The sequence below is a fragment of the Parasphingorhabdus sp. genome, assembly GCF_048269915.1.
Classification (GTDB): Bacteria; Pseudomonadota; Alphaproteobacteria; order Sphingomonadales; family Sphingomonadaceae; genus Parasphingorhabdus.
This window is the reverse complement of record NZ_JBLWTY010000001.1, coordinates 271,975-287,316: the sequence shown is the minus strand read 5'-3', so window position 1 is coordinate 287,316 and position 15,342 is coordinate 271,975. Positions and strand designations below refer to the sequence as shown.

Here is a 15,342-nt window from a genome sequence, read left to right as displayed (position 1 = left end):
ATCCTCTCATGGCGCAGCAGGAGCAGGTCGTTTGATGCCGTGCTCGATGATGACTAGATATTTATTGATTCGTACGAATACCCCATTTGGGGTATGATAAATCAAGACACCCATTCGGATAGGCGAAATATTCGATATGAAGCTTGACAGTAGAGACCTGTTTTCTTTGATCTATGAAAGTACGATCAACCCGAAAGGCTATGATGATCTAATCGAAGCATGGAATCTTTTTCTTGATTCTCAATATCTCTCACCGGAAACTTCAATACCCGCTGTGAATAGTTCGTTCCCGACCGATGAATTGGCCAAAATAGGGAATCATCTGAATCGCGCTGAGGCGATACTCGATCAGATCGGGCGCCCTCATACAGAGAGGACGAACCAAACATCCCCCACGCGTCTGGAAATGGTTGTCAATGAGGATGGCCGGGTCATTCGCAAAAATGAAGCGGCGGAGCTTTATTTCGGCAAGGATATGGGATTGTCCGATATACTGGACGCCAGCGACGCCGATTCAGCCGGTCGTTTGAAGCAGGCCCTGCGTAAGACCCACGAATACCGTCAAGGGCAATTCGTCACCCTGATCACGCTTCCCGCAGATGAAGAGCGGCGGAAACCGACATTATATCTGACGGTCTCTGCCGCCAATGAATTGGCAGGGCGGCGGAAGGTTCTGATGTTGCGATCCCTTGCAATTCCCTGGTCGCAGAAGCTGGGGGAAGAGGTGATGGAAATATTCCAGCTTACGCCAGCCGAAACGGAATTGAGTGAACTACTTGTTCAAGGCAATTCGCTCGGCCAGATCGCAAAGGTAAAGAACCGGTCCGTCGAGACGGTCCGGGTGCAACTCAAATCGGTGTTTCGCAAGACATATTCCAAAACTCAGGCGGATCTCGTGCGTACCATCCTGATGTTTTCAGTGGTTATTGCCCAGTCGGATGTGAAACAGGGCAAGCAAGACCCGCAGCAGAGCATAGATCATATCACTCTGCCCGATGGGCGCGAGATGTCGATTCGTTACTTTGGTGACGAGAATGGCGCCCCCATATTGTTTCTCCATGGGATGATGGACGCCTTTGGTGGCCCCATTCAAATGGCCAAGGCGCTGGAAGCCTCTGGCCTGAAATTCGTTTGCCCCGCTCGCGCGGGGTTTGGAAATTCGAGTCCGGTCCACAGTTCAGGCGAGAAGGCCAAACGGCAGATCACCGACGACCTCGTCTATGTTACCGATCGGCTCGACTTGCAGCGCTTCACCATTTTGGGGCACCTGTCGGGTGGCGCATATGCTTTTCCTTTAGCAAGCGCCGTCGGTGATCGCGCGTCTGCAATCATCAATGTTTCGGGTGCGGTTCCAATACGGTCTGTAAAGCAAATTCAAGCCATGTCGCTTCGGCAAAAGGTTGTCGCACTAACAGCAAAGTTTCGGCCCGAACTTCTACCACCTCTGCTGCGGCTTGGAATATCTCAGATCGATTCCAACCAGTATTATCGCTTTCTAAATGCGTTGTTCAGGCGCGGCAGCGCCGACCGGAAATTGATCGAACGCCAAGATTTGTACGACATACTTGCGCGTCAATATCGCTGGTCGGTATTGAAAGGATATGAAGGTTTTCGCCTTGATGCGTCGATTGTGACAACGAACTGGTTTCGCGATGTTGGTCCATGGAAATGTCGGACGATCCTGATGCATGGCGAACATGATCCGACCGTGAAACACGACTCGGCGAGTGAGTTTGCTGCAAATCTTTCCGGCGCGACTTTCGAATCATTCCCGGATGGCGGGCAATTGCTGCTCTATCAATATCCTGATCGGGTTATCTCAACCATTACAAAAAATTTATAGAAGATAAATGAACGAATGACGTTTCCGGTGACGGTATCGACCGTGTCGCTGTGTAAAAGCGTAGTAGTCATTTTCCGGGATTAGGACGTCATTCGGTAAAATGCCCCAATCACTGATCCCGCAATCACTGATCCCGCTGCAGCACCCCTTCTTCAATCTCGTAATAATCGCCCTTGTCCGCGACAAAGATGTGGCTCGAGATTTTCGTGCCGGTCGGCTTGTCGAAACAGCCCATGGCAATGGCGATCTTGTCGTGGTGGATCGGGTCCCAGAACAGCGAAGCGCCGCAAGTGTCGCAAAAGCCGCGACGCACTTTTTCCGAAGACCGGTACCAGCGGACATGCTCTTCGCCCTTGATGGTCACGGCGCCGGTCGGGACATCAATCGAGGCCCAGTAATGGCCGGATTGCTTGCGGCACTGGGTGCAGTGGCAGGCGTCGGCCTCGGGCAGGTCGCCCTCGACCGTTATCTGTACCGCGCCGCAGAGACAGGATCCCTTGTGCATTTTGTCCTCCCGGAAAGTAGACCGGCAATAGCCATAAGGGAAACTGGTTCCACTTTGGAAGGGGGAATGTTCCGCCAAAGGCGTCAGATGCGTGTTACGTTCACCCGCTGCTCGACCATATCCATGCTGCCAAAAGCGGTGAGAAAGGACACGTCGGCAGCATCGCAGCCGATGCCGATGACCGCCATATCCGATGCTTTTGCCATGCCGGTGGGGTCGACGAGATGCCAGCGGCCATCCAGAAAAACCTCGGCGACGGCGTGAAAATCCTGCGGCTGGACGCCGGGGGCATAGGTGCTGGCAAAGCGCGCCGGGATATCAGCGGCGCGGGCCATGCTGATCAATATATGGGCATAGTCGCGGCAGACACCCTTGCGGGCGGCGAAACTCTGCTGGGCATTGCTCTGGACGTTGTCGCGATCTGATCCATAGTTCATCATCTGTTGGACATAATCCGCCATGGCGGCAACCAGAGGGCCATCCTTCAGGCCGGAAAATTCGCCGGTTACCAGCTGGTCAAAGGCGCTGACCGAGCAATAGAGCGAGTTGAAAAGATAGGGCACGGCCTCGCCCGGCAGGTCGCAGAGGGGCGTGGCGGGAAGGGTGGCAAAATCCGGGACGGCGCGGTCAATTTTCACCAGCGCATCATAGGAGATTGTGAGTTGTTCCTGCTGGACGGTCCAGAACCGGGTGCCGATGTTATCATGGGCGGGGATCACGGTTCGGCTATGGGCAGCGCCGACCGCGGTGTGGCTGCGTTCAATGCTCTGGTCGGATGTTGCCGCTGCCTCAACCTGAACCAATATCGTGCAGGGCGCAGCGAGGCGGTAAGAAAGCTCGGTGCTGATCTGCAATTTTGGCATTTCGGTTCCTGTGATCTTGCGAACGAAAAAAGGCCGGGATCGCGCCCGGCCTTTATCAATATCTTATGATGCCATCCCGATTTTGGTCGGGGCGACGGGGAGCCATTCAGGCGCCTTCGATCTCGCCAAGATCAACCTTGAGGCCTGGCCCCATGGTCGTGCTCAGGCCGACTTTGCGAACATATTTGCCCTTGGCACCGGCTGGCTTCGCCTTGACGACAGCGTTGACCAGCGCATCAAAATTCTTGCGCAGATCGGCTTCCGAGAAGCTGACCTTGCCAATGCCATTGTGGATAATGCCGGCTTTTTCGACGCGATATTCGATCTGTCCGCCCTTGGCGTCCTTGACCGCTTGCGCGACATTCGGGGTTACCGTGCCGAGTTTCGGGTTCGGCATCAGGCCTTTCGGGCCGAGTACCTTGCCGAGACGACCGACAACGCCCATCATGTCCGGGGTCGCGATGACCCGGTCATAGTTGAGATCGCCGCCCTGCATGGCTTCCATGAGGTCTTCCGCACCAACAACATCTGCGCCAGCTTCTTTGGCTTCGTCTGCTTTCGCATCCTTGGCAAAGACGGCAACGCGCGCTGTTTTACCGGTTCCGGCTGGCAGCGAGATCACGCCACGAACCATCTGGTCAGCATGACGGGGATCAACGCCGAGGTTGATCGCAACGTCGAGCGTTTCGTCAAACTTCGAGGCCGAAGCCAATTCTTTCAGCGTCTTGATCGCATCATCGATGCTGTAGAGTTTTTCGCGGTCGATTTTTTCGTTGATCGCTTTTGCTTTTTTGGAGAGTTTCGCCATGGTCTTATCCCTCCACCACTTCGATGCCCATCGAGCGGGCGCTACCGGCGATAATCTTCATCGCCTGGTCAATATCATTGGCGTTCAGATCAGCCATTTTCGTTTCGGCGATTTCCTTGATCTGGGAAGCCTTGATTGAGCCACCAGACACTTTGCCAGGCTCGCTTGAACCTTTTTTCAGCTTGGCAAGCTTCTTGATTAGATAGCTGGCCGGCGGTGTCTTGGTTTCGAAGGTAAAGCTGCGATCACCATAGACCGTAATCTTGGTCGGGATCGGAGTGCCTTTTTCGAGCTTGTCCGTAGCCGCGTTAAACGCCTTACAGAATTCCATGATGTTGACGCCGCGCTGACCCAATGCTGGGCCGATCGGCGGGGATGGATTTGCAATACCGGCAGGTACTTGCAAATTGATATAACCATCAATTTTCTTAGCCATTTGGCTGTCCTTTCATTCTTTCGGTCCTTCGACAAGCTCAGGATGAGCGGGTCTCCGAAACCTCAAATTAAGCGGTCAAGCAGAAGTCGAAACTTCCTCCCGCGGTGGTATTCGGTGGCTAAAAGCCGCCAAATTCTGTGGTGCTCCGGACTTGATCCGGAACAGGAAAACTAGCTGATCAGGTCGACTTCGCCAAAGTCCAGTTCGACCGGGGTTGCGCGGCCGAAAATGGACACGGAAACCTTGACCTTGTTCTTGTCGAAATCCAGTTCTTCGACAATGCCGTTGAAGCTGTTGAACGGGCCGCTCTTGACCTTGACCTCGTCGCCAATTTCGTATGCGACGGTGATCCGTTCCTTCGGAGCGTTGGCCGCTTCTTCCTTGGTGTTGAGAATGCGTGCGGCTTCGGCTTCGCTGATCGCCTGTGGCTTGCCGCTGCTGCCGAGGAAGCCGGTTACCTTGGGCTGGTTCTTGACCAGGTGATAAACATCATCGGTCATTTCCAGCTTGGCCAGCACATAGCCGGGGAAAAATTTCCGCTCCGACTGAATCTTCTTGCCGCGCTTGACTTCGGTAATAGTTTCGGTCGGGACCTCGATATCCTCAACCAGTTCGGTCAGGCCAAGGCGCTTCGCGTCCGCCTCAATGGCTTCCTTGACCTTGTGCTCAAAGCCCGAATAAGCGTGAATGATATACCAGCGTGCCATGCGAATAACCTAAAAAATCTATGGGGGCGCCTAAGCCAGGCTCAGGAGCCAGCCGACAATCCCGTTAAAAATTGAATCAACGCCCAGAAAAAACAGGCCGAGTATCGTCGTCATGATCAGCACGAGGATCGCCGTACGGACGGTCTCGGGCCATGTCGGCCAGACGACCTTGTTGGTCTCGGCCTTGACCTGATTCATGAATTCGCCTGGATTGACTTTCGCCATGCTTGATTCCCTAAATATTCTCGCCGGTGTCCGCATAAACTCCGGGGGTCAGTCGTTTGACCGGGGTCGGATATATGCATGATTTCGGAAAGAACCAGCCCTTTAGACGCAGATTCGCGATTTCGCAAGAAAAGAGTAGCAATTTACTGCCCCAGTTTTGCGGCGATCAGCGACCCGATCCACGGGAGATGTTCCCGCCCCACGAACATCTGGTCGGCAACGAGATAGGTTGGCGATTCAAAAACCCCCGATTCTGCAGCCCTGGTCCGGATGGACTCCAGTTTTGCGCGCGCTGCTGTCACGTTCGGAAGATCCGTCTGGACCGAGGACAGCAAGGCGGCGACCACCGCCTCGTCGTCCAGGTCCGCTTGCGCGGTCCAGTAACCGGCAAAAGCGGCGCGCAGGAACGGGACGGGATCGCCCTGCATGCCGGCCAATGCCGCCAGGGCTGTCTCGCTGCCGGCGGGTGTTTGCGAAAAATACATGGGCAGTCCCTGAACCGCTGCATAATGCAAATGGGTTTCGCGCTGGGCGATGGCGCGAACGCGGCGGTGCCGTTCGCCGACCGTCTCGTCGGCTTGCTCTGCGGGGATGGAAAAGGGGCGGACCGGAAAGGGAAGCCATTCCACAGTCACACCGGCTTCGCTGGCCAGTGCCAGTGTCGGTTCAAGCGCAAGATAGGAAGCAGGCGACTTGAAATCGATAAAAACGGTTAGCATGGCTGTTCCTCCATACCGTCAAATTCATAGGCTATATCCGGTGCGGGGCCTTTCCGTCCCTGCAAGTGCCAGCGGACGTAAGGCAGATGCTCGCGGCCAAACAGGATCGTGCCGTCAAAAACATAGGTCGGGACGCCATAAATGCTGCTCGGGTGAAGCTGCGATTGCAGGGCGTCATGCGCGGCGCGGCCTTCGCCTTGCTGGAAGGCGGCAAAGCCGGTCGAGTCGATGCCAGCCTGCTCCAGACAGGCTTCGATTATGGCGACATCTTCAATGTCGAGGTCCCGCCGCCAGAAGGGTGGATAAACCGTTTCGAGATAGGCTCCGAGCCGGTCGCGGGCCGTCTGCATAGCCCATAAAATAGCGATATTGGCGACGGAAGAGTCCCAGATTTTCTCTGTCCCCTTGAGCATCAACCCCTGTCGCTCGACATAGCGGCGGGCGTCCCGATAGGCATATCGCACTCTTTCCCACTGGCTCGCGCTGCGGGTGCTTTCAACCAGCTTGCCCCGGCTCTTGCGCGCCGAGCCCAGATAGCTGGGGATATCGAGCGTTAACGGTCGCCAGTCGAAACGCAGACCGAGCGATCGCTCCAGCGCCAGCGTCGGCCGGATCGCAGCAAAGGCATAGGGGCTTTTTATGTCGATATAGACAATGAGGGGCGCATTACTTTCCATGGCATTCATATGGCATCCCCCCCAGACTGAAGCCAAATCATGCTACCACCCCGTCGTCAGTCAGCCCAGGGAGCCAGTTTCTTGCTCGGATGCATTCCGTCGACGTAGCCCATGAACGGGGCATGGATATTATAGCCGAGCAGTTCCTGCACGCGTTTTGGCAATTTTGCCACTTTTTCCGGCGAAACGGCGAGCAATTGCTGCTCGAGCGGGCGGCACCAGCCCTTGCAAAATTGCGGCGTCACGATGAGGCGGGGTTCATTGGCTTCATTGGCACCGCCGCGATGCCACAAGGTGCCCTTGGCGATCATCAGCGAACCGGCCGGCATGGCCGCCTTGATCATGTCGGGATGATCGTCCCTGCTGTCGTCCTTTTTGTCGGTGAGTCCGGTTTGGAAATCGGAACCGCGATTGGCGCCGACCGGCTGTTCCTCGCCCCATTTGTGGCTGCCGGGGATGATCTCGGTGGCACCATTTTCCACGGTCGTGTCGCTGATCGACCAGAAGGTCGACAGGCTGAGCGGATCGCGGGGCCGGGGCAGCGCACAATGGCTGTCGTCAAAATGCCAGGGCTGTGCGGTCTCCCCGGGATGCAGATTGATCGCGAGGCACGCGTAGAGCAGGCAGCTTTCGCCCAGCTCGCGTTCGGCAAAAGCCAGCTGCAGCGGGTGAGAGATCAGATCGGCGAACACCGGATCCTTGTCGAGCATTCCGTAAATGCGATTCGATTGTGCGCCTTCAAAAATGTTGCGGCCTCTTATGTCGGCGTCGATCCATGGCTTGAGAGCGGCGCGCTGGATTTCCAGCTGCTCGGGCGAAAGCAGATTTTCAAATATGATATAGCCCTCGTCCTGAAATTGCTGCCAGGCATCTTCGAAGCTGCGCCCGTTCAGATAGGGGGACAGATCCCCGGTCGCGCTATCAATCCTGCTTTCGATGTTCATGGACATGCTCCGTGATTTGACGATCGCCAATACTAGTGCGGATTTGAATTGAATTCAATTCAAATCCGCACTAGGATCAATCAACGGCGGGTGTGTGCGGAAGGCTTGATATGAACGGGAGACAGGAAACGGCGGAAAGGTCCGATCACAAGGTGATGCGTGCTGCCCGCATATTGGCTGCGGCAGAAGAGATTTTGCGCGCCAATAATGGCGAGCTCGAAATGAGTCAGGTTGCCGAAAAAGCCAATGTATCCGTTGGGCTCGCCTATCATTATTTTGGCTCAAAATCCGGGATGCTGAGCGCCATTATCGACGCCTTTTATGACCGCTACAATGCGGTTGTGAACCAGTATATTGATCCCGATATCCAGTGGGGTGTGCGTGAGAAAGATCGGCTGAAGGCCGCTGTCGAATTTCTCTACAATGACCCGATGGCGCCGGTCATTCTCGGGAAAATGGCGCAAACCCGGCAGGTGGCTGCGGTCGAATCTGCGCGCCATGAAGAGATGATCGAAATGGCGATTCGCAACATCGGCTCGGGCATCAAACGGGGGGATATCGGCAGCCATATTGACCCGGCGATTGCGGGCGCTGCCATTACCGGCGCGATCCGCAGTGGGATCATGCACGCAATGGGCATGCGTCCGCGGCCGGATCCGGCCAAGCTGACTCACCAGATATGGGGTGTGATCGCCGGGGCACTGGAGATTGAACGATAGGCTCTAGTAGCGCTCGATAAGATCCCATTTATTGCCGAACGGATCGCGCCATTTGACCACCTTGCCGTAATTTTCCTCGCGCGGGTCTTCGAGAAAGTCGATTCCGGCGCGTTGCATGATCGCAAAATCGCTATCAAAATCATAGGTTTCGAGAAACAGGAAGACCCGGTCGCCAGCTTGCTCGCCAACCACTTCTTCCTGGGCTTCGTTGGTTGCGCGGGCAAGCAAGAGCCGGGTTTCGGTGCTGCCCGGGGGTGCTACCAGCACCCAGCGCTTGTCTTCGGTAACTGGCGTGTCTTCGATCAGCTCAAAACCCATCAGGCCGACATAAAATTCAATCCCCTGATCATAATCGGGGACGATCAGGGTGACGGCGGAAATAAACTGGGTCATGCGGTTTTCGATGCCAGGCAGAAGGAAATGGCAGGAGTGCACGGACTCGAACCGTGGGCCCTCGGTTTTGGAGACCGATGCTCTACCAACTGAGCTACACTCCTATACGGGCTGTACCATCCTTGCGAAACAGCCGGTTCGCGCGCCTTAGCGTCCCGCGATGCATTCGGCAAGCGGGTTTGTTCCCAGCGGGCGAAAACGCCGCGCTGGAGAGGCGTCAGTCGGCCACTTGCCATTGTGGTGTATATATCTCGTCCGGTTCCGTTTCATCGGCCTTGATCAAGCGATCAGCCCGTTGGTGGAACGTGACGCCAGAATATCAGATTCGACAAATAGGAACACTATTCTTTCTGCGAAGGGGAGCGGACGGGCAATTTTTCGCTTTCGGGTTCGTTGCGCGTCCAGATCCAGCTGCCACTGATCAAGGCCGCAGCAATGGGCACAAGGCTCCATGGCAGCGCAACAAAGAGCAGCGCAATCACGCAACTGATCACGAATGCGACCGTCGCCGCCCATTTGCCACGACGGGTAATCGCCCGGCGATCCCGCCAATTTCGGATATGATTGCCAAAGACATGATGATCAAGCAGCCACGCTTCGAGTCGCGGCGAACTATTGGCGAAACAGAACGCCGCCAGAATCATAAACGGCACCGTGGGCAGCAGCGGTAAAATAACGCCGATGCTGCCAAGCGCCACCGAAGCCAGTCCTGCTGTCAGATAGAATTGCCGTTTCATGATCGCGCTGTATCATGAATTACGATGAAGACCGACCAATTTGGTGCGATACGATCCGCCGACGACATTTCCGCCAGGCCACGCCGGGTTCACCGGTTTTCTCCATCGGGAACGCCCGATATGGAGGATAGAATAATTGTCAATTTCAGTCTGTGCGAATGGCGCTGACCCGGCTATTCAACATCTATGCCCATTGATCTCGACCTGCTAATGAAAGCTTATGCGTCGGGAATATTTCCGATGGCCGATGCCCGTGATGATCCGGACATTTTCTGGGTTGAACCAAAAATGCGGGCGATTATTCCGCTCGATAATTTCCGGATGTCGCGTTCGCTGCGCAAAACCATCCGCGCTGACCGTTTCCGGGTTACGACCGATCTCGCCTTCGCCAAAGTGATTGCTATCTGTGCGGAGGAAAAAGGGGAACGCAAAGAGACGTGGATAAACGCCGCCATCGAAGAGGCGTTTAACAGGCTGCACCAGCTCGGCCATACCCATAGCGTCGAATGTTGGCAGGTGGATGAGGAGAGCGGTGAGGACATTCTCGTCGGTGGTCTTTATGGTTTGGCCATTGGGGGCGCATTTTGCGGCGAAAGCATGTTTTCCCGTCGTCGTGACGCGTCGAAAGTTGCGCTGGCCTGGCTTGTGGCACGCCTGAAAGTAGGGGGGTTTCGTCTGCTCGATTGTCAGTTCATGACCAGCCATCTCGCCTCACTGGGCGCGATTGAAATCAGCCAGCAAGACTATCTGGAAGCGCTTAAAAAGGTGCGTGATTACTCACCATCTTCAATTTCGCCGATCAGATCACCGATCAAGTCTTCCGGGGCGTTGTTTGATGCCGGGTTTGATACCGGGTTCGATGCTGGCGCGGGCCGGGCTGCGGGCGGCGCTGGTCTGGCAGCGGGAACTGGTGCAGCCGTCGCGTCCGGAACGGTTTCATTCGGCGCGCTCGACACGCTGTTGGCAAGATTGGACGAGGACGTACGCGGAGCGGTGGGATTGACCGAATCTTCGGACGGACTCTCTTCACCGGGGAAACTCATTGCGCAGCTTTTGACCCAGACGTCATAAATTGGATGTTCGACGACGTTCAGTGAAGGCGATTCCCGGAACAGCCAACCGGAGAAAACACGTTTCCACTGGTCCTCGCCGGACCGGTTGGGTGGCCGCTCGTTGACCAGAAGCTGGACGAAGGCGCCTTGTTCGGGCGTTAATTCCCATGGCGCCGTGCGTTCGCAGGCCCGCAGGCGGACAATCGCTCGGCCGATCCGGATCGATTGACCCGGCCGCAACTCAAGATCTCTGGTGAGACCGTTGCGCTTGTTGAGAAAGCCGAGCGTTGCCACGCGTTCGGCCATTGGAGTCCCGATCTGATCGGTTGCCGAGGCTACCAGATCACCATCGGTTGCCGCTACTTCGGCTTTCTCGGCGGCCTGGCCGATGGCTTTTTCGTCGACATCGTCGCTGGCAAACCAGCTGCACCCGGCCAGCAGGATTGTCGCCGCCAGCATCGTGAGCATATTCGATTGGCGCAGAATGCCCATCATTCCGCTTCGGCGGGGTTCCAGGATTCATAGTCCCCGGTCGCTGCGGCGCGGTGGCCGCCCTTTTCCAGAGCGCCGGCCGGGCGATAGGCCCGCGGTGTACCGGTTAGATTTCCGCTTGGCTCTTTTTCCCAAATGCGCGGTTGCGGCAAATGGCTTTCGGGAATCTCGTCATAGCTGTGATGGAGCCAGCCGTGCCATTCGGGCGGCACCCTGCTGGCATCATTGGATCCATTATAAATGACCCATCGTTGTCCAGCCGGGTGGCTGGAACCGCCCTTTTTGGACTGATAATATATATTGCCGAACACGTCCTCGCCGACACGCTTGCCCTTGCGGGCACTGAACAGGGCCGTGCCGATTGTTGCACCGTCCCACCAAGTGAATATTTGCGCCAATATGCTCATGGCGCTCGCTTAGCCCCGCAGCCATGCGCTCCGCAATGAAAAAATGTCAAACGGGACGGATGATTGGGGATGTGCAGATCCTTCTCACCAAGTCACAATGTCACCTGGCCGGATGCCCAGTTCATTGGCCCGGCCAGCTGCAATTTCCAGCACCGTCGCAACCGGCTCACTGGATTGAACCGGATCAAGTGAATAGGGAATAGTATCGGCCGCAATTGATTCGATCGTTCCGTCCCGGCGGATGAAAATAATATCGAGCGAAATGACGGTATTCTTCATCCAGAAACTCGCCACACGGTCTGCTGGAAAAGGGAAGATCATGCCCTTGTCGGGCGACAAACGGGTCCGGAACATCAGGCCTTGCGCTTGCTGGGTTCCGCTTTGCGCGACTTCGACAACAAAGCGGTGGGTCGCGTCCGACGTTTGAATGCTCAACGGGACCTGTTTGAGGCCCGCCTCGGATAAGGGCAGTTCGCTTTGCGGATTGTTCGCAGTGGCTTCGCCGGTCTGCGCATAACATGCAGACAGGCCAATAACGGAGAGCAACAGGGCAACAGCGCCCGCTTTTGATATCTTGTGCATGGGGACGCGTTTCTGCTTCAGTCTAAGGGTGGAAGACAGACTTGCACGGCCATATGTCCGCGATCGCCGTCCCTGATACGTGCCAGCAATTGCTGGCCCGGTATGATTTCCACAATTCCTGCGTCACGCAACGTTTCCATATGCAGGAAAATATCGCCCTCGAAAGCACCGCAAACCAGAAAACCATAGCCTTTGGCGCGATTGAACCATTTTACTTCAGTGGCCGTAAATGCGGAATCATCATCAACGATGTGCAGCGCCTGACGCGCGCCCGATGTGGTCAGGGTTTCTTCTCGTGACTCGCAATTGGAAAGATCAATGTCGAGAATTTTTGTCGCCTGTAATCCTTTGGGCGCGACCACATATTCGCATGTGACGACTGCCATTTCCGGCAATTCCCGCTTGCCCTGGGACTCGAGCAGGCTCCAGTGAACCAGAATATCCGATTGGGGGGGAGAGCCCTGATCGTGAGAAGCGTCGCTTTCAGGAACGATGAAGCCAAAGCCGCGATGGCTGTCGAACCATTTTACCCGGCCTTTGGCGCGCAACGGTTCCGTATGAGCTGATGAATTAGCGTCCTCGCTGGGAGGGGCCGTTTGGCTATTCGCGGTGGCTGATCCCGCATATAAGCTTGCCAAGATGCTTCTCCGAACAAAACGAAACTAAATCATGAGTCTACTACTTTTCGACTCGGCGCTTGGCTTATATCACAATATTTGTAAACTAGCGATTCATGGCGTAGAAGATATCGGGCCAGTCAATAGCGGAAGAAACTAGTCTTCTACTGTTACTTCCTCACCGGGTTTTGCGAAGACAAAACGTGACGCCAAATCGAAGTCATGACCCGCACGCAAAAAGGCCTGTAATTGTTTTTGGCATTTGTCTGCGTCCTGCTGGGTTTCGGCATAGGGGCCGATTTTTCGTTTGCTGGCAAATTTATCCGCTGCGATCCATCTGTTCGCTTCGCTGATCCGGAACGCTTCGCGCCCGTCCTCTTCATCGATGCCCGCCTGATATAGTGCCTGCGAAACCCGTCGTGTGCCATAGCCTCGACGGGCAAGGGAAGAAGCCTTGTTCTGGGCGTATAGCGCGTCATCGACATAGCCCTGTTCGGAGAAACGCTCGACCAGTTCTTCGACTGCCGGAGGATCGGTATCTTGCCATTCTCTTTCGCGGATTTTCCGTTGCAGATAGCCCGCCAGTTTTTTCCGGCTCGTTGCATATCGTTCAACATAGCGTATAGCGAGCCGATGCAAGCTCTCGTGATTTAACGTTTTAACGCTGTTTTTCAACGGTTTGGCCTTCAGCTATGACGTTTGCCCTTTTTGTGCCACAGTCGGGTCGAAATTTAAACGCCTGAGGTAATCAATGAAGTGGTTGAAGAAGTGCAAGGGAGGTCGCATGCACATCAAGCTCCCTTATTTAAAGCGAAAGATTGGTTTTTAGGAAGGCTGGCCCTTCTGGAAATGGATATTCAATGACTGAACTTACAGCAACCCCCACCTTGGATGATCTGCCACGGCGTTTCTCGGACTTTGATACGCTGGGAGAAGCGCTGGATTATGCTGCGCAAGGCAAAAAGGGTTTCAACTTTCACGATGCCCGTGCTTCCCTCGTTCGGGTCTATCCGTTCAGTGAGCTGCGCGAAGACGCATTGGCGGCGGCGAAACGGCTGATAGCTGCCGGCATCAAGCCGGGCGACCGGGTTGCGCTGATTGCCGATACCGAGCCCCAGTTCTGTGCGCTATTTTTTGGTGCGGTCTATGCCGGTGCGTTGCCCGTGCCGCTGCCGTTGCCGACGTCGTTTGGCGGCAAGGAAAGCTATGTCGACCAGATCGGCGTCCAACTGGACAGTTGTGATCCGGCTTTGTTGCTGTTCCCCGACGAGATTTCTGAATTGGCAGGCGCGGCCGGCCAATCGCGGGCCATTCCGGTATTTGGCTGGGATGCATTTTCCGAGCAGGATGCGCCGGATGTCGCGTTGCCCGCAGCCCAAAGCAGCGACATTGCCTATTTACAATATTCCAGTGGATCGACCCGCTTTCCCCACGGAGTCGCGGTTTCCCACAAGGCCTTGTTGCACAATCTAGGTTCGCACGCGCATGGCATGCTGATTAACGGTACCGATCGCTGTATTTCCTGGCTGCCTTTTTATCACGACATGGGTCTGGTCGGCTGCTTCCTGTCGATGGTCGCGAACCAGGTTTCGACCGATTATCTCAAGACCGCAGATTTCGCGCGGCGGCCGTTGTCATGGCTCGATCTGATTACCCGCAATCCGGGTACATCCTGCAGCTTCTCGCCGACCTTCGGTTATGAAATTTGTGCACGGCGCATTGGCAGCCAGTCCAATGTGCAGGAACGGTTTGATCTTTCCCGTTGGCGGCTGGCCGGCAACGGCGCGGACATGATCCGGCCCGATGTGATGCAGCGGTTTACCGATGCTTTTGCGCCTGCGGGCTTCAACGCCAAGGCCTTTTTACCCAGCTATGGTCTGGCCGAAGCGACGCTGGCGGTAACGTTGATGCCATCAGGCGAAGGCATGGAAGTCGAACTCGTCGAAGAAACCGAGCTTTCCGGCGAGAAACAGAGCGATGGTAGCCGGCCGAAGCGTTTCCGTGCGATCGTCAACTGTGGCAAGCCCGTGCGCGACACCCAGCTTGAGATCCGTGAAGAAAACGGAGCGGTGCTGGCGGAAAAAGCGGTCGGTAAAGTGTGGATGAAAAGCCCCGCGGTAATGGATTGCTATTACCGTGATCCGGACGCCACCGATGCCTGTCTGATTGATGGCTGGCTTGATACAGGTGACATGGGCTATCTCTCGAACGGCTATTTGTACATTGTCGGTCGGGCCAAGGACATGATCATCATCAACGGCAAAAATCACTGGCCACAGGATATCGAATGGGCGGTTGAACAACTGCCCGGTTTCAAGGCGGGTGACATTGCCGCTTTTGCGATCACGACGCCCGGCGGCGAAGAAACGCCCGCCGTCCTGGTTCAGTGCCGGACGTCCGACGAGATCGAACGGTTGCGGCTGCGCGACGAGATCAGGGAAAAGGTTAGAGCTATCACCGGGATGAATTGTGTGATCGAACTGGTGCCACCGCGGACCTTGCCGCGGACAAGTTCCGGGAAGTTGAGCCGCGCGAAGGCCCGAAATCTCTATCTTTCAGGTGATATCCAGCCCTATGCGATCGCTGCCTGATCTCGGGTGAGACTTATGAATCGGA

Annotated in this window: 19 protein-coding genes, 1 tRNA gene and 1 pseudogene; 4 read left to right on the top strand and 17 right to left on the bottom strand. The window is 55.7% G+C overall.

Annotated elements, in window-relative coordinates; all coding sequences use genetic code 11:
* Window positions 1-526: 526 nt before the first annotated feature.
* Window positions 527-1,843 (top strand): alpha/beta fold hydrolase, encoded by a 1,317-nt coding sequence (locus ACN0WX_RS01390; protein ID WP_417620482.1) that lies wholly within the window; start codon window positions 527-529, stop codon window positions 1,841-1,843.
* Between the two features lie 124 nt (window positions 1,844-1,967).
* Here the strand turns inward: ACN0WX_RS01390 and ACN0WX_RS01385 are convergent, their stop codons facing one another.
* From ACN0WX_RS01385 to ACN0WX_RS01345, 9 genes are all read right to left on the bottom strand, one after another.
* A complete protein-coding gene (locus ACN0WX_RS01385; protein ID WP_417620481.1) occupies window positions 1,968-2,348 on the bottom strand; it encodes a GFA family protein in 381 nt (126 codons plus the stop codon).
* A gap of 83 nt (window positions 2,349-2,431) precedes the next feature.
* Complete coding sequence (locus ACN0WX_RS01380; RefSeq protein ID WP_417620480.1) at window positions 2,432-3,211, bottom strand: transglutaminase-like domain-containing protein; 780 nt, start codon at window positions 3,209-3,211, stop codon at window positions 2,432-2,434.
* 106 nt (window positions 3,212-3,317) lie between these two features.
* Complete coding sequence (gene rplA / locus ACN0WX_RS01375; RefSeq protein ID WP_417620479.1) at window positions 3,318-4,019, bottom strand: 50S ribosomal protein L1; 702 nt, start codon at window positions 4,017-4,019, stop codon at window positions 3,318-3,320.
* Window positions 4,020-4,023: 4 nt separating this feature from the next.
* Window positions 4,024-4,455 carry a 50S ribosomal protein L11 gene (gene rplK, locus ACN0WX_RS01370; protein WP_417620478.1) on the bottom strand — a complete coding sequence of 144 codons (432 nt, stop codon included), beginning with the start codon at window positions 4,453-4,455 and terminating at the stop codon, window positions 4,024-4,026.
* Between the two features lie 170 nt (window positions 4,456-4,625).
* The gene (nusG, locus tag ACN0WX_RS01365; protein ID WP_067197598.1) at window positions 4,626-5,162 is read right to left on the bottom strand and encodes a transcription termination/antitermination protein NusG; all 537 of its coding nucleotides are present in this window, start codon (window positions 5,160-5,162) and stop codon (window positions 4,626-4,628) included.
* 30 nt (window positions 5,163-5,192) lie between these two features.
* Window positions 5,193-5,387 (bottom strand): preprotein translocase subunit SecE, encoded by a 195-nt coding sequence (gene secE, locus ACN0WX_RS01360; protein WP_323798702.1) that lies wholly within the window; start codon window positions 5,385-5,387, stop codon window positions 5,193-5,195.
* Window positions 5,388-5,530: 143 nt separating this feature from the next.
* On the bottom strand, window positions 5,531-6,106 hold the full coding sequence (locus tag ACN0WX_RS01355; RefSeq protein WP_417620477.1) for a DsbA family protein: 576 nt from the start codon (window positions 6,104-6,106) through the stop codon (window positions 5,531-5,533).
* Complete coding sequence (locus ACN0WX_RS01350; protein ID WP_417620476.1) at window positions 6,100-6,792, bottom strand: DsbA family protein; 693 nt, start codon at window positions 6,790-6,792, stop codon at window positions 6,100-6,102. Before ACN0WX_RS01350 ends, ACN0WX_RS01355 begins: the two co-directional genes overlap by 7 nt.
* 47 nt (window positions 6,793-6,839) lie before the next feature.
* The gene (locus ACN0WX_RS01345; RefSeq protein WP_417620475.1) at window positions 6,840-7,727 is read right to left on the bottom strand and encodes a phytanoyl-CoA dioxygenase family protein; all 888 of its coding nucleotides are present in this window, start codon (window positions 7,725-7,727) and stop codon (window positions 6,840-6,842) included.
* A 110-nt stretch (window positions 7,728-7,837) separates the two neighbouring features.
* On the opposite strand from ACN0WX_RS01345, the gene ACN0WX_RS01340 reads away from it, so the two are divergent.
* Complete coding sequence (locus ACN0WX_RS01340; RefSeq protein ID WP_417620474.1) at window positions 7,838-8,446, top strand: TetR/AcrR family transcriptional regulator; 609 nt, start codon at window positions 7,838-7,840, stop codon at window positions 8,444-8,446.
* Window positions 8,447-8,449: 3 nt separating this feature from the next.
* On the opposite strand, the gene ACN0WX_RS01335 is transcribed toward ACN0WX_RS01340, so the two are convergent.
* From ACN0WX_RS01335 to ACN0WX_RS01325, 3 genes are all read right to left on the bottom strand, one after another.
* The gene (locus ACN0WX_RS01335) at window positions 8,450-8,839 is read right to left on the bottom strand and encodes a VOC family protein (RefSeq protein WP_417620473.1); all 390 of its coding nucleotides are present in this window, start codon (window positions 8,837-8,839) and stop codon (window positions 8,450-8,452) included.
* A gap of 28 nt (window positions 8,840-8,867) precedes the next feature.
* Window positions 8,868-8,943, bottom strand: a tRNA-Trp gene (locus ACN0WX_RS01330).
* Window positions 8,944-9,180: 237 nt separating this feature from the next.
* Entirely contained in the window at window positions 9,181-9,576 is a 396-nt protein-coding gene (locus ACN0WX_RS01325; RefSeq protein WP_417620472.1) for a YbaN family protein, read from the bottom strand.
* A gap of 186 nt (window positions 9,577-9,762) precedes the next feature.
* On the opposite strand from ACN0WX_RS01325, the gene aat reads away from it, so the two are divergent.
* Entirely contained in the window at window positions 9,763-10,647 is an 885-nt protein-coding gene (gene aat / locus ACN0WX_RS01320) for a leucyl/phenylalanyl-tRNA--protein transferase (RefSeq protein ID WP_417620471.1), read from the top strand.
* Window positions 10,648-10,682: 35 nt separating this feature from the next.
* Here aat and ACN0WX_RS01315 read toward each other — a convergent pair.
* From ACN0WX_RS01315 to ACN0WX_RS01295, 5 genes and pseudogenes are all read right to left on the bottom strand, one after another.
* Window positions 10,683-10,934: pseudogene (locus ACN0WX_RS01315) on the bottom strand (DUF2155 domain-containing protein); the annotation flags it as partial.
* Between the two features lie 185 nt (window positions 10,935-11,119).
* Entirely contained in the window at window positions 11,120-11,527 is a 408-nt protein-coding gene (locus tag ACN0WX_RS01310) for an NADH:ubiquinone oxidoreductase subunit NDUFA12 (protein ID WP_417620470.1), read from the bottom strand.
* A gap of 84 nt (window positions 11,528-11,611) precedes the next feature.
* Window positions 11,612-12,109, bottom strand: coding sequence for a DUF192 domain-containing protein (locus tag ACN0WX_RS01305; RefSeq protein WP_417620469.1), 498 nt, complete (start codon window positions 12,107-12,109; stop codon window positions 11,612-11,614).
* A 17-nt stretch (window positions 12,110-12,126) separates the two neighbouring features.
* A complete protein-coding gene (locus tag ACN0WX_RS01300; protein ID WP_417620468.1) occupies window positions 12,127-12,657 on the bottom strand; it encodes a cold-shock protein in 531 nt (176 codons plus the stop codon).
* 225 nt (window positions 12,658-12,882) lie between these two features.
* The gene (locus ACN0WX_RS01295) at window positions 12,883-13,401 is read right to left on the bottom strand and encodes a regulatory protein RecX (RefSeq protein ID WP_417620467.1); all 519 of its coding nucleotides are present in this window, start codon (window positions 13,399-13,401) and stop codon (window positions 12,883-12,885) included.
* A 185-nt stretch (window positions 13,402-13,586) separates the two neighbouring features.
* On the opposite strand from ACN0WX_RS01295, the gene ACN0WX_RS01290 reads away from it, so the two are divergent.
* A complete protein-coding gene (locus ACN0WX_RS01290) occupies window positions 13,587-15,317 on the top strand; it encodes a fatty acyl-AMP ligase (RefSeq protein ID WP_417620466.1) in 1,731 nt (576 codons plus the stop codon).
* Window positions 15,318-15,342 lie beyond the last annotated feature (25 nt).

Coding starts and splice junctions, on each gene's coding strand:
- ACN0WX_RS01335 (WP_417620473.1), bottom strand. CDS start 8,839: ATGACCCAGTTTATTTCCGCCGTCACCCTGATCGTCCCCGATTATGAT.
- ACN0WX_RS01345 (WP_417620475.1), bottom strand. CDS start 7,727: ATGAACATCGAAAGCAGGATTGATAGCGCGACCGGGGATCTGTCCCCC.
- rplA (WP_417620479.1), bottom strand. CDS start 4,019: ATGGCGAAACTCTCCAAAAAAGCAAAAGCGATCAACGAAAAAATCGAC.
- secE (WP_323798702.1), bottom strand. CDS start 5,387: ATGGCGAAAGTCAATCCAGGCGAATTCATGAATCAGGTCAAGGCCGAG.
- ACN0WX_RS01380 (WP_417620480.1), bottom strand. CDS start 3,211: ATGCCAAAATTGCAGATCAGCACCGAGCTTTCTTACCGCCTCGCTGCG.
- rplK (WP_417620478.1), bottom strand. CDS start 4,455: ATGGCTAAGAAAATTGATGGTTATATCAATTTGCAAGTACCTGCCGGT.
- ACN0WX_RS01385 (WP_417620481.1), bottom strand. CDS start 2,348: ATGCACAAGGGATCCTGTCTCTGCGGCGCGGTACAGATAACGGTCGAG.
- ACN0WX_RS01325 (WP_417620472.1), bottom strand. CDS start 9,576: ATGAAACGGCAATTCTATCTGACAGCAGGACTGGCTTCGGTGGCGCTT.
- ACN0WX_RS01310 (WP_417620470.1), bottom strand. CDS start 11,527: ATGAGCATATTGGCGCAAATATTCACTTGGTGGGACGGTGCAACAATC.
- ACN0WX_RS01350 (WP_417620476.1), bottom strand. CDS start 6,792: ATGAATGCCATGGAAAGTAATGCGCCCCTCATTGTCTATATCGACATA.
- ACN0WX_RS01305 (WP_417620469.1), bottom strand. CDS start 12,109: ATGCACAAGATATCAAAAGCGGGCGCTGTTGCCCTGTTGCTCTCCGTT.
- ACN0WX_RS01355 (WP_417620477.1), bottom strand. CDS start 6,106: ATGCTAACCGTTTTTATCGATTTCAAGTCGCCTGCTTCCTATCTTGCG.
- nusG (WP_067197598.1), bottom strand. CDS start 5,162: ATGGCACGCTGGTATATCATTCACGCTTATTCGGGCTTTGAGCACAAG.
- aat (WP_417620471.1), top strand. CDS start 9,763: ATGCCCATTGATCTCGACCTGCTAATGAAAGCTTATGCGTCGGGAATA.
- ACN0WX_RS01340 (WP_417620474.1), top strand. CDS start 7,838: ATGAACGGGAGACAGGAAACGGCGGAAAGGTCCGATCACAAGGTGATG.
- ACN0WX_RS01290 (WP_417620466.1), top strand. CDS start 13,587: ATGACTGAACTTACAGCAACCCCCACCTTGGATGATCTGCCACGGCGT.